The following is a 14406-nucleotide window of genomic DNA, read 5'->3' on the forward strand; positions in this document are numbered from 1 at the left end:
ACAGCGAGCCGACCCTGCCGGCCTGCGACATCAGCGCCATTACCTGGGGCGTAATCGACCCTGCTCGTGGAGATCGGCACTTTCGGCTCACGCCTGGGACGCCCCCCGGGCCAAGCCAAGGGAGCCACCCATGATCGCCTCGTCCCCGTTCCTCCGCCGCGCTTTCGCCGCCGACGCCGTCGCCAGCGGAGCGGTCGGCGTCCTGCTTGCCTTCGGCGGCGCCACGCTCGAGAGCCTCACTGGCCTGCAAGCCGCCCTGACGGAGCCGGCGGGATACTTCCTGATCGCCTATGCGGCCTTCGTCGGCTTCCTGGCCGCGCGCGCCAGCCTTCCCGGCGCCGTGGCCTGGCTGGTGATCGTCGGCAACGCCATCTGGGCTTTCGAGAGCCTGATGCTGCTGGCGCTGGGCTGGGCGAAACCGACGCCGGTCGGCTACGCCTTCGTCATCGGCCAAGCCCTGGCGGTCGCCGTCTTCGCCGAGCTCCAGTTCATGGGCCTGCGCCGTTCGGCGCGGCTCGCCTAGTCCTCGCATCCTCACCGCGCTATGCCGGACTGGCGCGCCGCCAGAGCGCGGGAGGGTCCGATGGAAATCGACGAGGAACGCTTCAACTATGCGGGCGGCGATGGTGCGAACATCGCCGCCTTTCGCTGGGCGGCTAAGGGCGCAACGCCGCGGGCCATTCTCCAGGTCGCTCACGGCATGGGCGAGCATGCCGGGCGTTACAAACTCCCCCTTGAGCCCATGATGGCCGCGGGATTTGTCGTCTATGCCGACGACCACCGGGGGCACGGGCAGACGGCCGGCTCGCCCGAAGCCTTGGGCGACTTCGGCGAGAACGGAGCGGAGGAGATCATCACCGACCTGATGCTCCTGACCTCAAGGGCCCGGAAGTCGGAGGGGGAGGATCTGCCGACCATCCTGCTCGGCCACAGCCTGGGTTCGTTCTTCGCCCAGGCCTATGTCTTCGATCACGCCCGTTGGATCGACGGCTTGGTGCTCTCCGGAACCGCGGCCTTCGGGGACCGCACCTCGGCGCCCAAGCGATTGGATGAGATCGCGATCGAAGGCGCCAAGCCGCGCACGCCCTACGACTGGCTGTCGCGCGACGAGGCGGAGGTGGACGCCTATATCGCCGACCCCCTTTGCGGGTTCTCTCGGAAGCCGGGCTCGGAGGCGAGCTTCGCCCGGGTTTCGGCGCGGCTGCGCGACGAGGCGGAGATCGCCAAGATTCCCAAGGACCTCCCAATCTATGTGTTCGTCGGCGATAAGGATCCCATCAACCAGGACCTGGCGCTCCTCAAGCCGCTCACCGACCGCTACGCCGCCGCGGGCCTGACCGACGTCACCGTCAAGATTTATCCGGACGGGCGGCATGAGATGCTGAACGAGATCAACCGCGACGAGGTCATCGCCGAACTGCTGGCATGGCTCAAGCGGGTGGCGGGTCTCTAGGACCGGCGCCAATATAGATTCTATATTGCAAACCAATCGATTTTGCGGACGCCACGACGCCCGCGGGGGAACGATCACGATGAAATTCAAGCACTTGGCGCTGACGACGGCGCTTGCCCTGGCGTTGGCCGCGGGGCCTGTGGCCGCCCAGTCCGGACCCTCCGCGATTTCCGGTGCGGTGGAGGAGTTCGCCGCCATGCGCGACGGCGTGAAGCTGGCGGCCAATGTGTTCAAGCCGACGGGGAAGGGACCCTGGCCGGTGATCATCTCGCGCACGCCGTATCTGAAGGACGGCCCCAAGGATCGCGAGAACGCCCCAGCCCAACTGGCCAGCCAGGCCAAGCGCTACACCGACGCCGGCTACGTGTTCGTCGTCCAGGACACGCGCGGCAAGGGACGTTCGGAAGGCGCGTATCTCGCCTTCGAGAACGACATCGAGGACGGCTACGACACCCTGGAGTGGATCGCCGCCCAGCCCTGGAGCAACGGCAAGGTGGGGATCACCGGCGGCTCGGCGCTCGGCATCACCGGCAACGCCGCCGCCATGGCGGCGCACCCGGCCCTCAAGGCGGCCTATGTCGTGGTCGCGCCGAGCGACCTGGGCGAGTACCGCGCGCCGGGCGGCGTCCCGAAGGAGAAGGACACCAGCGGCTGGCTGAGGGAGCAGGGCGTCGAGGACAAGGTCATCGAGGCCAGCCGCGCGCGGATCGGCGACGACGTGTTCTGGAACCGCGGTTCGATGAGCGCCAAACGCAAGTACATCCGCATCCCGATGTTCAATGTCGGCGGCTGGTACGACATCTTCAGCGAAGGCGCGACGGGCAACTTCGCCTGGCTGCAGAACCATGGCGCCAAGGGCGCCCGGGGCAATCAGAAGGTCCTGATGGGCCCCTTCGGTCACGGCGAGCTCTCCGGCGACCTTGCCTATCCGGCCTATGAGCAGGCGCTCAAGAGCGCCGGCGACCAGGAACTCCGCTGGTTCGACCATTGGCTGAAGGGCGCGCCGAACGGGATCATGGACGAGCCCCCGGTCAGCTACTTCATGATGGCCTCGGCCCGGAAGGGCGCTCCCTCGCCGAAGAACCGGATGATGACCTCGGCCAACTGGCCGCCGGCCCACCGCGAGATCCGCTACTACCTCACCGCCGACAAGGGCCTGAGCCCTGCGCCGCCGACCGCGGAGGCCTCGAAGACCACCTATCGCTTCGATCCCGCCAAGCCTGTCGAGACCGTGGGCGGCGCAAATCTGACCTTCGACCGCGGCCCGATGGACCAGCGGGCCATCCCGGAGCGCCAGGACTATCTGCGCTTCCAGACCCCCGTGCTGGACAAGGACCTGGTGATCGCCGGGCCCGTGAGGGTGGAACTCAACGCCGCCACCGACGGCGCCGACACCGACTTCATGGCCAAGCTGGTCGACGTCTATCCCGACGGCTACGAGGCCATTGTTCTGGACGCCCCGGTCCGCGCCCGGTTCCGCAACGGGCGCATGACCGACGACATCAAGCCGATGACGCCGAACGCGCCGGAAGAGCTGGTCATCGACCTGTGGGGGACGGCGATCACCTTCGAGAAGGGACACCGCATCGCCCTGCACATCACCTCGTCCAACAGCCCGCGCTTCGAGGTGAACCCCAATACCGGCGAGGCGCCGAAGGGGGCCAGGCTGAAGCCTCGCGTGGCGGTCAACAGCGTCTATCACGACGCCGCCCACCCCTCGGCCCTGGTGCTGCCGGTGATCTATCCGGAGGACTGAGGCCTGAGGGCTTGATCAGTGCTGTGACCCACTTGCTCCTCTCCACCCGCCTTTCGGGGGGAGAGGAGGAAATAACCTCGGCTCGTCAGTCGACGCCCGCGGTGGCCAGGATCGCGGCCAGGCCGACGGTCATGCCGCGCACGCTGGGACCCTTCTCCACGTCGATCCACTCATCGGTGGAATGGGCGCGGCCGCCGGTCCCGCCCGAGCCGATGGTGATGGCCGGGACGCCCTTGGCCATCGGCGCGTTGGCGTCGGTGGATGAGGCCTCGAAACTGGGCGTGTAGCCGAAGGCGGTGATGGCGGCGATGGTGTTGGCCACGATGGCGGCGTCCTTGGGCGTATTGCCGGCCGGGCGGTCGCCAATGGGCGTCAGCTCAGCGCTGACCGCGCCGACCCGGGTGGAACGGGCGGCGTTCTCGGCGGTGACGGCGCCTTCAATCACCGCCTTGAACTGGGCTTCCAGCTTGGCGAGTTCGGCGGCGTCGGCCGAGCGCATGTCGAACTCGGTGAAGACCTTGGCGGGGATGGCGTTGACCGAGGTTCCCCCGCCGGTGACCGAGGCCGAATAGGTGACCTTGGGCTCGACAGGCGGCTGGATCGCGTAGAGGTCGGCGATGGCCTTGCCCATGGCCGCCATCGGATTGACGATCCCGAAAGCGCCGTAGCTGTGGCCGCCCGGTCCCTTGAAGGTGACCCGGTAGCGCTTCGAGCCGACGCCGACATGGGTGACGTGGGCCGGGTCGATCCCGTCGACCGAGAAGAAGGCCTTGGTCCGGTCCTTGTACTTCCCAGTGCCGAAGAAATAGCGGACCCCGCGCAGGTCGCCCGCGCCTTCCTCGCCCACCGTGCCGACGAACAGGATGTCGCTGCGGGTCTTGATCTTGGCGGCGTCCAGGGCGCGGATCCAGGCCAGCAGCACGGCCAGGCTGCGGGAGTCATCGGCGACCCCCGGGGCGTAGAGCTTGGTTCCCTCGCGGCGAACCTTCACGTTCGTGCCCTCCGGGAAGACGGTGTCCAGGTGGGCCGAGACCACCAGGACCGGCCCGGCCTTGGTCCCCTTGCGCAGGCCCAGGACATTGCCCTCGGGATCGATCTCCACGTCCTTCAGACCATGGGCCTCGAACATGGCGCGATAGGCCCTGGCCCGGTCGGCTTCCTTGAAGGGCGGCGCGGGGATTTCCGTCAGGGTGATGATGTCGGCGACCGTGCGGTCGTGGTCGGCTGCCAAGGTCGCGGCGGCCGTCTTGAAGGCCGTGCTCCCCACGATCCTGATCACGTCGTCCTTGGGGGCGGCGAGAGCGGGGCCGGCGACCAGGACGGAGAGGGCGGCGGAGAGGCAGATGCGGCGCATGGAAGATCCGGTCGTGGCTGCGAGTCGGCGCCATACTAGCGGCCCGACACGCCCCGCCTAGGCGCGGTTGGCGCCGGCCGTATGTTCCAGGGCCATGACGTCGGTGGCGTCCTCGGCGTCCATGATCTTCAGCAGCCGGGCGCGGGCGCGGTTGACCCGGCTCTTGATGGTGCCGAGCGCGCAACCGCAGATCTCCGCGGCCTCCTCGTAGGAGAGGCCCGCGGCGCCCACCAGCACCAGGGCCTCGCGGTGTTCGGGGGGCAGTTGGGCCAGGGCGTCCTGCAGGGCGTGCATGGCCACGCTCCAGTCCTGGGTCGGTGGGCTGCGTAGGGCGCCGGCATATTCCCCAGTCTCGTCGCGCACCTCGCGGCGGCGGCGGATCACCTGGGTGTAGTAGGTGTTGCGTAGGATCGTGAACAGCCAGGCCCGCAGGTTGGTGCCGGGTTCGAACTTCTCGCGATTGGTCCAGGCCTTGATCAGCGTATCCTGAACCAGGTCGTCGGCGTCCGAACCGTTGTGGCTCAGTGACCAGGCGAACGCCCGCAGCGCCGGGATCATGCCGACGACGTCATCACGCCAGTCGCTCTCTCCGCTCATGATGTCCTCGAAACGCCCCGGGCCATCGAGCGCGGCCAGGGGCCGACTTCTCGTGGCAGGTGAACGCGTCCGGACTCCATGTGTTCCGCGTGTTCCGCCTTGCGGATGGCCGACGAATACCCACGTTACCGGAACTCCCCAGGGGCGGCGGCGTTTGGCGACTCGGTCCGCCGCAGCCCTCCCTTCGACGCGGTGACAGGAGCAGTCCCATGGCGCCAACCGACGAGACTGCCGCCGCGCCTGCCCTCCATCGGGCCGCCCAGGCGGAGGCCGCCGCGCGCTACCGGCGGGTGCGCCAGGCCAGCCTGGCCATGACCGCGCATCTGTCGGCCGAGGACCAGCTGGCCCAGTCGATGCCCGACGCCAGCCCGACCAAGTGGCACCTGGCCCATACGACCTGGTTCTTCGAGACGTTCCTGCTGATCCCGAGGCTGGCCGGCTATCGACCGTTCAACCCCAGCTTCGCCTACCTGTTCAATTCGTATTACGAAGCGCTGGGGCCCCGTCAGCCGCGGCCGGAGCGGGGACTGCTGACCCGTCCGTCGCTGGACGAGGTCAAGGCCTATCGCGCCCATGTGGATGACGGCATGGCCCGCGTGCTGCGCCAGGACGCGTGCGCCGACCTGCTGGACCTGGGCCTGGCCCATGAAGAGCAGCATCAGGAGCTGATCCTGATGGACATCCTGCACCTGTTCGCCCAATCGCCGCTGAAACCGGCCTACGCCCCCGCTCCGGCCCTGCCGGTCGGCGCCGATCCCGGTCCCGCGCGGCCCGTCGATTTCGCCGGCGGCCTGGTGGAGATCGGCCACTCGGGCGCGGGTTTCGCTTTCGACAACGAGGGGCCGCGCCACAAGGTCTATCTGCAGCCCTATCGCCTGGCCGACCGGCTGGTGACGAACAGCGAGTGGCTGGCCTTCATGGCCGACGGCGGCTACGCGCGCCCCGAACTCTGGCTCTCGGAAGGTTGGGCGAAGGTCCAGGCCGAGGGCTGGACCGCGCCGCTCTATTGGGAGGAAGCGCAGTCCGGCTGGCGGGCCATGACCCTGCAGGGTCTGCGCGCCATCGCCCCGCACGCCCCGGTGACCCACATCAGTTTCTACGAGGCCGACGCCTACGCCACTTGGGCCGGGGCGCGCCTGCCCACAGAGGCGGAGTGGGAGCACGCCGCCCGCGATCTGCCGGCGTACGGCAACTTCCTGGGCAGCGGCCAGTTCGGCCCGGCCGCGACGCTCGCCGGGACGTCCGGCCTGCGGCAGATGTTCGGCGACGCCTGGGAGTGGACCCGCAGCGCCTATGCCCCCTATCCCGGATTCCATCCGGCCGACGGGGCGGTGGGCGAGTACAACGGCAAGTTCATGATCGGCCAGATCGTGCTGCGCGGCGGCAGCTGCGTGACGCCGCAGGGCCACGCGCGGGCCAGCTATCGCAACTTCTTCCAGCCGCAGCAGCGCTGGATGTTCTCAGGCCTGCGCCTGGCCTGGGACGCCGTGGTCAGGGTCGAGGAAGAAGGGAGCGCCTTCGCCGACGACGTGCGCCGGGGCCTGTCCAAGCGCCGCAAGGAACTGCCGGCCAAGTACTTCTACGACGCCGAGGGGTCGGCGCTGTTCGAGGCGATCACCGACCTGCCGGAGTACTATCCGACCCGCACCGAAATCGCCCTGCTGCGCGAGACGGCGGCGGACATGGCCGCCCACATTCCGGACGGCGCGGCCCTGGTGGAGTTCGGCAGCGGCGCCAGCACCAAGACACGCATCCTGCTCGACGCGGCCCCGCAGACCGGGGTCTATGTCCCCATCGACATCAGCCGCTCGGCCCTGGACGCCGCCGCCGAGGCCATCGGCCGCGCCTATCCGGGCCTGGAGGTGGCGCCGCTCGTGGACGACTTCACCACGGCGCTGGACCTGCCGGGCGAAGTGGGGGCTCGGCCGCGGGTCGGCTTCTTCCCAGGCTCGACCATCGGCAACTTCCGGCCGCAGGAGGTGGTCGCCTTCCTCACCGCGGCCAAGCATCTGCTGGGCGAAGGCGCGGGCTTCCTGGTGGGGATCGACCTGGTCAAGGAAGCCGCCACCCTGGTGGCCGCCTATGACGACGCCCAGGGAGTCACGGCCGCCTTCAACCTGAACCTGCTGGCGCGGATCAATCGGGAGCTGGAGGGGGACTTCGATCTCTCGGCCTTCGCACACCGCGCGGTGTGGAACGCGGAGGAGAGCCGGATGGAAATGCATCTGGTGAGCCTGCGAGACCAAAGCGTCCGCGCGGCTGGGGCCAGGTTCCACTTCAGGGCCGGCGAGACCATCCATACGGAGAACTCTTACAAGTTCACCGTGGACGGCTTCGAGAGGCTGGCGGAACAGGCGGGATGGAAGCTGGAGCGGCGCTGGGAAAGCCCCGCTCCGAGCTTCGCGGTGGTCCTGCTGAGAGCCTAGCTCTCCAGGCGATCGCCGCGCGTTCGTCCGCCCCCGCGCGACGATTCACCGCCCTTACGACCCGCCGAAGCCGCGAGGTCGCGGTCCTTGGCAAAACTACGTTTCTCACCCGGGACGCTGGCGCCGCCCTTGCGGGCGATCTCGCGTCGGCGTTCGGGATTCATAGCGGCGAACCCTCGGCGGGATTTCGGCTTGGCGTTCGGATCAAGGTCCATGAGCGACTCCTCTAATGCGTCGACCGTTGGGGGGGAGCGGCGACGCCACGACTTCCGTTACGGTCAAGCAAACTCGCCAGATGCGGCTGAGGTTGCGAGGAAAGTGCAGTCGTCGCCTGCGACCTATTCGCGCCTCAGCGCCTCGATGGGGTCGAGGCGCGCCGCTCGCCAGGACGGATAGGCTCCGAACACCAGGCCCACGATGCTGGAAAACCCTAGTGCAATAGGGCCCGCCCACGGGGGAATCGCCACTGGCCAGGAGCCCAGCCTGGCGACCGCGATGGCGCCCAGCACCCCGATCAGCAGGCCGATCAGGCCGCCTGCCAACGAAAGCGTGATCGCCTCGAGCGCGAATTGAATCAGGACCTGGGAGCGCTTCGCCCCGACCGCCATACGCAGGCCGATCTCCCGGGTCCGCTCGGTGACGGCCACCAGCATGATGTTCATGATCCCGACCCCGCCCACCACGAGCGACACCCCGGCCACCGCGGCCAGCAGGATGGTGAAGGTGGCCACGGCCGCCTGGGAGGCCTGGAGGATCGAGGCCATGTTCTGGGTCTGGAAGTCGTCGTCGTCGCCGGCCCGGATGCGATGCTGCTCGCGCAGCACGTTGACGACGTCCTCCTGCACCCGGTCCAGGCTGTCGGCGTCGACGGCCTTCACGTAGATGGTCTGGACGGTGTCGCCGCGGGCCCGGCGGCCGACGATGCGCGAGCGCACGGCCTCCAGCGGGCCCAGCAGGACGTCGTCCTGGTCCTGACCGAAGCTGGACTGGCCCTTGCTCTCCAGCACCCCAATCACTTCGAAGGGCACGCTGCGCACCCGCACCCGGCGGCCGACGGGGTCGAGATCGCCCCACAGCTCGCGGGCCACGGTCTGGCCGATCACCACCACCTTGCGGCCCTGGCGCGCCTCCCGCTCGTCGAACATGCGGCCCGAGGCGATGGCGAGGTCACGGGCGACAAGATAGTCCGGGGTCACGCCCTCGATGCGGCTGTTCCAGTTGGCGCCGTCGGCGGTGAGCTGGGCCTGGCCGCGCACCACGGGGGCGACGGCTGCGACGTTCTCCACTTGCTTGGCGATGGCTTCGGCGTCGGCGTCCTTCAGGGACTGACCCGAACCGGCGGCCCCCATGACGAAGCCTCCGCCACCGCCTCCGCCGCCGCCGCGCGAGGCGCCAGGCGAGACGATGATCAGGTTGGAGCCCAGGCCGGCGATGGTCGAGGTCACCCGCTGCTGCGCGCCCAGGCCGATGGAGGTCATCATCACCACGGCGGCCACCCCGATCACCACGCCCAGCGAGGTGAGGGCCGAACGCATGGGGTGGGCGACGATGGCGCCGATGGCGAAGCGCAGTATCTCGATGGAGCGCATGGTCAGGCTCCCCGCTCGTCGGAGACCACCAGGCCGTCGCGGAACGAGATGCGCCGATCGGTGGAGGCCGCCACATCGTGGTCGTGCGTGACCAGGATCAGGGTCAGACCTTCGCTGTTGAGCTGCTTGAACAGGGCCAGCACATCCTGACCGGTCTGGGTGTCAAGCGCCCCGGTGGGCTCGTCGGCGAGCAGCAGGTCGGGGGAGTTGGCCAGGGATCGGGCGATGGCCACCCGCTGCTGCTGACCGCCGGAGAGCTGGGTCGGTTTGTGGCCCATGCGCGGACCCAGGCCGACGCGTTCCAGCATCTCGGCGGCGCGCTCGCGGCGCTCGCGAGGGGCCAGGCCCGCATAGATCATGGGCAGTTCGACATTCTGCAGAGCGGTCAGCCGCGGCAGGAGCTGGAAGGACTGGAACACGAAACCGATCCGCCGGCGGCGGAACTCGGCCAGTTCGTCGTCGCTGAACGCCCCCACGTCCTCGCCTTCGAAGCGGTAGACGCCGGAGGAAGGACGATCGAGGCCGCCCAGGATGTTCATCAGGGACGACTTGCCCGACCCCGACGGCCCGATGATCGCCACGTTCTCTCCGCGGCCGATGGAGAGGGTGACGCCCGCCAGGGCCGCAACCTGTTCCTCGCCCATTACATAGAGCTTCCGGAGATCGGAGATCTCGATCACGGCGTCACATCCGCACCCGGCCGCCGCCACCGCCGCCCGAGGGGCCGGCCATGGGCGAGGTCGCCTTGATCTTGGCCTTCGGTCCGCCGCCGGTGATCACCTGATCGCCGGCCTTGAGCGCGCCGCGGATCTCGGTGAACGAGCCGTCGGTGGCGCCCACCCGCACCGGAATCGGAACCGGCTTGTCGTCGCGCAGCACATAGACCACCCCGCCCGTGAAGCCCGATCGGTCGCCGCGGCCGCCCTGGCCGATGGTGGCGCGCAGGGCGACGAGCTTGGTTTTCTGGCCTGGCATCAGCGAGGGTTCCAGCTTGGCGAGGGCCTCGGTCATGTTCTTGCGCATGGCCTCGCGCGCGGCGGCGCGGTCGCCGCCGGCCGAGGCGAACGCCGCCGCCGACTTCTGGCGCAGCTCGGTCTGGATGGCTTCCCATTTCTTCTGCTGCTCGGCGTCGAGGTCGAGCTGGGCGATGATCCGCTGAGCGCCCATCCCGCCGCCCTGGCGCCGGCCGCCGGCGCCTTGCTGGCGCTGACCCCCTCCAGGGGCGCCCACGCCGGGCGGCCCGAAGGCCGGCGCGCGCACGGTCTGGCCGTTCTCGCTGGCCGGGGTCCAGCGCAGGGCCGCGACCGGGACCTTCATGACATTGGGCTTCTGCTGGATGACGATGTCGGCGTTGGCGGTCATGCCGGGCAGCAGGTTGCCGCGTGGATTGTCGGCCTCGGCCATGACGACGTAGGCCACCACGTTCTGCTCGGTGACCGGCTGCTTGCGGACCTGGGTGACGATCCCGGTGAAGTTCTCGTCCGGGAAGGCGTCGACGGTGAACTTCACCGACTGGCCCTCCTGCACCTGGCCGATGTCGGCCTCGTCCACGGAGATCTTCACCTCCACCTTCGACAGGTCCTGGGCGATGCGGAACAGGATCGGGGCCTGCAGGCTGGCGGCGACGGTCTGGCCGGGCTCGATCTGGCGGTCGACGATCACCCCATCAATGGGCGCGACGATGGTCGTGCGGCCCAGGTCCACGCGCTGGCTGCGCAGGGCGGCCTGGCTCTGGGCGATGCGGGCGCGGGCGCTGTCCACCCCGGCCTGGGCCTGGCGGAAGGCGGCCTGGGAAACGTCCAGGGTCGAGGGCGCATAGATGCCCTGGCTCACCAGGGACCTTTTGCGATTGTAGTCGGCTTGGGCCGAGGCCAGCCCCGCCTGGGCCTGGCGCAGGGCCGCCTGGCCGGCCACCACGTCGGCCTGGCCCTGCTGGACCCGGCTCTCATAGGTCTGAGGATCGAGCACGGCCATCACCTGGCCCCGCTTCACCTCGTCGTTGAAGTCGACCATCACCCGGGTGATCTGGCCCGAGATCTGCGAGCCCACGTCGACCGTCACCAGGGCCTCCAGTGTTCCGGAGGCCGAGACCGCCCTGGTGATCGCGCCGGTCTCCACCGCCGCCGTCCGGTAGGGATCCTTCGGGGCCTTGGGCTTCATCACCTGCCAGCCGACCAGCACCGCGGCCAACAGGGCCACGACGGCCAGCGCGATCCAGGCGGCGCGAGGCAGGCGCTTGGCGGAACGGACGGGGGAGCGGCTCATGCGACGGGGGATCTCCGAATTTCGCCCAATGGCTTAGCCCGCCCTACCTGAACCGCAGGCAACCGTCGGTTCAGGGGCCGCGCAGGCTGGCGCCTCAAGAGCAAACCGGCGTTACGCGGCAATGTCGGCGTGGCAACAATCGCCTAGAGCGGCAGCTGGACCCGGGCGGTCAGTCCGCCGCCGCCGCGGTTGATCAGCGAGACGTCCCCGCCGTGACCGCGGGCCACGGAGCGCACGACGGCGAGGCCGAGACCTATCCCGCCGGTCTGGCGGCTGCGCGAGGGTTCGCGGCGGTAGAAGGGTTCGAAGACCCGTTCGCGATCCTCGTTCGGGATACCGGGACCGTCGTCCTCGATCTCGACCACGGCGCTCGCGGCGTCGAGGAAGACCCGCGCCCGGGCCCGGCCGCCATATTTCACGGCGTTGTCCAGCAGGTTGGTGAACATACGGCGCAGGGCCACCGGATCGCCGTGCAGGACCACCTTCTCACCCCGCTCGACCTCGGTGTCGGCGCCGGTCTCGGCCATCTCGTCGCAGACGCTCTCCAGCAGCGAGGAGAGCTCCAGGGGCGTACGCTCGCCGGCGCGGGTGGCGTCGCGCACGAAGGTCAGGGCCGCGGAGATCATCTCCTCCATCTGGTCGATGTCGGCGGCCATCTTGGCGCGGCTGTCCTCGGGCGCGCTCTCGATACGGAACCGCAGGCGGGTGAGCGGCGTGCGCAGGTCATGGGCGATGGCGCCGACCATGGCGGTGCGGTCCTCCACATACCGGCGCAGGCGCTCCTGCATGTCGTTGAAGGCCCGCGCGGCGATGGCCACCTCGGCCGGGCCCTTCAACGACAGCGGCGCGGCGCGCGGATCGCGCCCCAGCCGCTCGGCGGCGTCGGCGAACAGGCCGATGGGCGCCGACAGCCGGCGCGCGAACACATAGGCCACGGGCGCCATGGCCAGGCCAGAGAGCAGGAACCACAGGATGATCCGCTGCTGCCAGGGATCGAGCCCGATCGCGGGCTCGGGCCGTACGACCATCCACCTGCCGTCCGGCTGGCGGACCGCCACGTCGAAGGGCGCGATCAGGAAGTGCTCCTCGCGCTCCGCGGCGCCGCCCTCACGCGCCATGCGGTCGCGGACGATGCGGAACACCCGCCGATCGGAGACCGGGAAGCGCGATGTCGCGGCGATCACCACGCGCTCGTCCGGGACGCCGAGCGCCGCGGCCAACTGATGGCGGATGATCGGCGCCATGCGGCCTTCCATCGGCTGTTGGGGTGGGTCGTCGACCAGCTTGACGGTCAGCGGCCTGCGCTCGGTAAAGGTGGGCGGGGCGCCTCGGAACGTCGCGATGAGCTCGCTCACCCGGTAGAAGTCCGGCGCGGGCGGCGGAAGATTGAACAGCATGACCAGGCTGATGGTCTGGGCGGCCACCAGGCTGATGCCGATCAGGGCCAGGAGCTGGGCGAACAGCGAGGCCGTCGGCCGTCCCGACCAGGGAAGTCTCATCCCCGTTTCACCTTGGCGGTGAACATGTAGCCCTCGTTGCGGATCGTGCGGATCAGGTCCTGGCCGCCGCCATCGTCCAGCTTGCGCCGCAGCCGGCTGATCTGGACGTCGATGGCACGGTCGAAGGCCTCGGAATCCGGCCCGCGTGCGAATTCCAGCAGCTGGTCGCGGGTCAGGACCCGTTGGGGCCGCTCCACGAAGGTGCGGAGCAGCGAGAACTCGCCGGACGACAGGTTGACCACCACGCCCTGGGGCGATCGAAGTTCGCGGCGCACCAGGTCGAGACGCCAGCCGGCGAACTCGCAGCCGGCGGTGGCGCTGGAGGCCTGGCCGCGCTGCTCGGCGCGGCGCAGCACCGCGCGCACCCGGGCCAGTAGTTCCCGCGGATTGCAGGGCTTGGAGAGGTAGTCGTCGGCGCCCAGTTCGAGACCGACGATGCGGTCGGTGTCCTCGCCCATGGCCGACAGCATGATGATCGGCGGCCCGTCGCCCACCGCCAGGCGGCGGCAGATGGCCAGGCCGTCCTCTCCGGGCAGCATGACGTCCAGCACGATGAGGTCGACCGGGCCGCGTTCCAGGGCCTGTTCCATCTCGCGCGCGTCGCCGGCCGTATCCACGGCGTAGCCGTGCTTGCCGAGGAAGTCCGAAACGACGTCGCGGATGCCCGGGTCGTCGTCGACCATCAGGATGCGCGCGGCCTGGTGCGGCTGGTCTGTCGAGGTGTCCATTCGCGTCATCCTTACGTCCTCCCGTAACGCGCGGATTTCACGCTTGAAAGCATCATGCCTCGGCCAGCACCTCGTCGGCGACGAAGGGATTGGTGCGCCGTTCGGCTCCGAACGTCGACATCGGGCCGTGGCCCGGCACGAAGGCGACGTCGTCGCCCAGCGGCCACAGCCGGCCGGTGATGGACTCGATCAGCTGTTGGTGATTGCCGCGCGGGAAGTCGGTGCGGCCGATCGAGCCCTGAAACAGCACGTCGCCAACCTGGGCGAAGCGCGCCTCGCGATGGAAGAACACCACATGGCCCGGCGTGTGGCCGGGGCAGTGATAGACTTCGAACTGGGTCTCCCCCAGCGTCACGATGTCGCCGTCGGCCAGCCAGCGGTCGGGGGTGAAGGTCTTGGCCTCCGGCATGCCCCAGCGCGCGCCGGAGGTCCCGATCTCGTCGATCCAGAAGGCGTCGTCCGGGTGCGGTCCCTCGATGGGGCAGCCGGTGGCCTCCTTAAGCGCCGCCGTGCCGCCGGCATGGTCCAGGTGGCCGTGGGTGATCCAGATCTTTTCAAGGGTGAGATCGTGCGCCTTCAAGGCTTCGAGCAGGCGAGGAACCTCTCCGCCGGGATCGATGATCGCGGCCTTCCGCGTCTTGGCGCACCAGACGATGGTGCAGTTCTGGGCCAGGGGCGTGACGGGGGCGATCAGGGCGCGGATGGGCGGTTCGGTGCTCATGGCCCTAACATCGTGCCT

13 protein-coding genes are annotated in these 14406 nt (G+C 69.3%); 4 read left to right on the top strand and 9 right to left on the bottom strand.

Translation table 11 applies throughout. From position 1 onward, the window contains the following. The first annotated feature begins 130 nt into the window (after positions 1 to 130). The 3 genes from M9M90_RS09780 to M9M90_RS09790 all read left to right on the top strand — a co-directional run bounded on the left by M9M90_RS09780 (position 131) and on the right by M9M90_RS09790 (position 3209). Entirely contained in the window at positions 131 to 523 is a 393-nt protein-coding gene (locus M9M90_RS09780) for a hypothetical protein (RefSeq protein ID WP_254836967.1), read from the top strand. 60 nt (positions 524 to 583) lie between these two features. Further along, entirely contained in the window at positions 584 to 1453 is an 870-nt protein-coding gene (locus M9M90_RS09785; protein ID WP_254836968.1) for an alpha/beta fold hydrolase, read from the top strand. 79 nt (positions 1454 to 1532) lie between these two features. Further along, positions 1533 to 3209, top strand: a complete 1677-nt coding sequence (locus M9M90_RS09790; RefSeq protein WP_254836969.1) for a CocE/NonD family hydrolase — start codon at positions 1533 to 1535, stop codon at positions 3207 to 3209. A gap of 85 nt (positions 3210 to 3294) precedes the next feature. On the opposite strand, the gene M9M90_RS09795 is transcribed toward M9M90_RS09790, so the two are convergent. Beyond that, positions 3295 to 4563: a M20/M25/M40 family metallo-hydrolase gene (locus M9M90_RS09795; RefSeq protein ID WP_254836970.1), complete on the bottom strand. Its 1269-nt coding sequence runs from the start codon at positions 4561 to 4563 to the stop codon at positions 3295 to 3297. A 57-nt stretch (positions 4564 to 4620) separates the two neighbouring features. Continuing rightward, positions 4621 to 5160 (bottom strand): sigma-70 family RNA polymerase sigma factor, encoded by a 540-nt coding sequence (locus M9M90_RS09800; protein WP_254836971.1) that lies wholly within the window; start codon positions 5158 to 5160, stop codon positions 4621 to 4623. A 209-nt stretch (positions 5161 to 5369) separates the two neighbouring features. Between M9M90_RS09800 and egtB the strand changes: the two genes are divergently transcribed. Continuing rightward, positions 5370 to 7586 (top strand): ergothioneine biosynthesis protein EgtB, encoded by a 2217-nt coding sequence (gene egtB / locus M9M90_RS09805; RefSeq protein WP_256549246.1) that lies wholly within the window; start codon positions 5370 to 5372, stop codon positions 7584 to 7586. Here egtB and M9M90_RS09810 read toward each other — a convergent pair. The 7 genes from M9M90_RS09810 to M9M90_RS09840 all read right to left on the bottom strand — a co-directional run bounded on the left by M9M90_RS09810 (position 7583) and on the right by M9M90_RS09840 (position 14388). Then, on the bottom strand, positions 7583 to 7801 hold the full coding sequence (locus tag M9M90_RS09810; protein ID WP_254836972.1) for a general stress protein: 219 nt from the start codon (positions 7799 to 7801) through the stop codon (positions 7583 to 7585). The genes egtB and M9M90_RS09810 overlap by 4 nt on opposite strands. Positions 7802 to 7924: 123 nt before the next feature. After that, on the bottom strand, positions 7925 to 9175 hold the full coding sequence (locus tag M9M90_RS09815; protein WP_254836973.1) for an ABC transporter permease: 1251 nt from the start codon (positions 9173 to 9175) through the stop codon (positions 7925 to 7927). A 2-nt stretch (positions 9176 to 9177) separates the two neighbouring features. Then, positions 9178 to 9855: an ABC transporter ATP-binding protein gene (locus M9M90_RS09820; protein ID WP_254836974.1), complete on the bottom strand. Its 678-nt coding sequence runs from the start codon at positions 9853 to 9855 to the stop codon at positions 9178 to 9180. 4 nt (positions 9856 to 9859) lie between these two features. Further along, complete coding sequence (locus tag M9M90_RS09825; protein ID WP_254836975.1) at positions 9860 to 11440, bottom strand: efflux RND transporter periplasmic adaptor subunit; 1581 nt, start codon at positions 11438 to 11440, stop codon at positions 9860 to 9862. Between the two features lie 143 nt (positions 11441 to 11583). After that, positions 11584 to 12939 carry a cell wall metabolism sensor histidine kinase WalK gene (locus M9M90_RS09830; RefSeq protein ID WP_254836976.1) on the bottom strand — a complete coding sequence of 452 codons (1356 nt, stop codon included), beginning with the start codon at positions 12937 to 12939 and terminating at the stop codon, positions 11584 to 11586. Further along, a complete protein-coding gene (locus tag M9M90_RS09835) occupies positions 12936 to 13667 on the bottom strand; it encodes a response regulator (RefSeq protein ID WP_371876918.1) in 732 nt (243 codons plus the stop codon). Before M9M90_RS09835 ends, M9M90_RS09830 begins: the two co-directional genes overlap by 4 nt. Before the next feature lie 52 nt (positions 13668 to 13719). Beyond that, positions 13720 to 14388 (bottom strand): MBL fold metallo-hydrolase, encoded by a 669-nt coding sequence (locus tag M9M90_RS09840; protein ID WP_254836978.1) that lies wholly within the window; start codon positions 14386 to 14388, stop codon positions 13720 to 13722. Positions 14389 to 14406: the final 18 nt, after the last annotated feature.

The sequence above is a fragment of the Phenylobacterium sp. LH3H17 genome, from assembly GCF_024298925.1.
GTDB lineage: Bacteria > Pseudomonadota > Alphaproteobacteria > Caulobacterales > Caulobacteraceae > Phenylobacterium.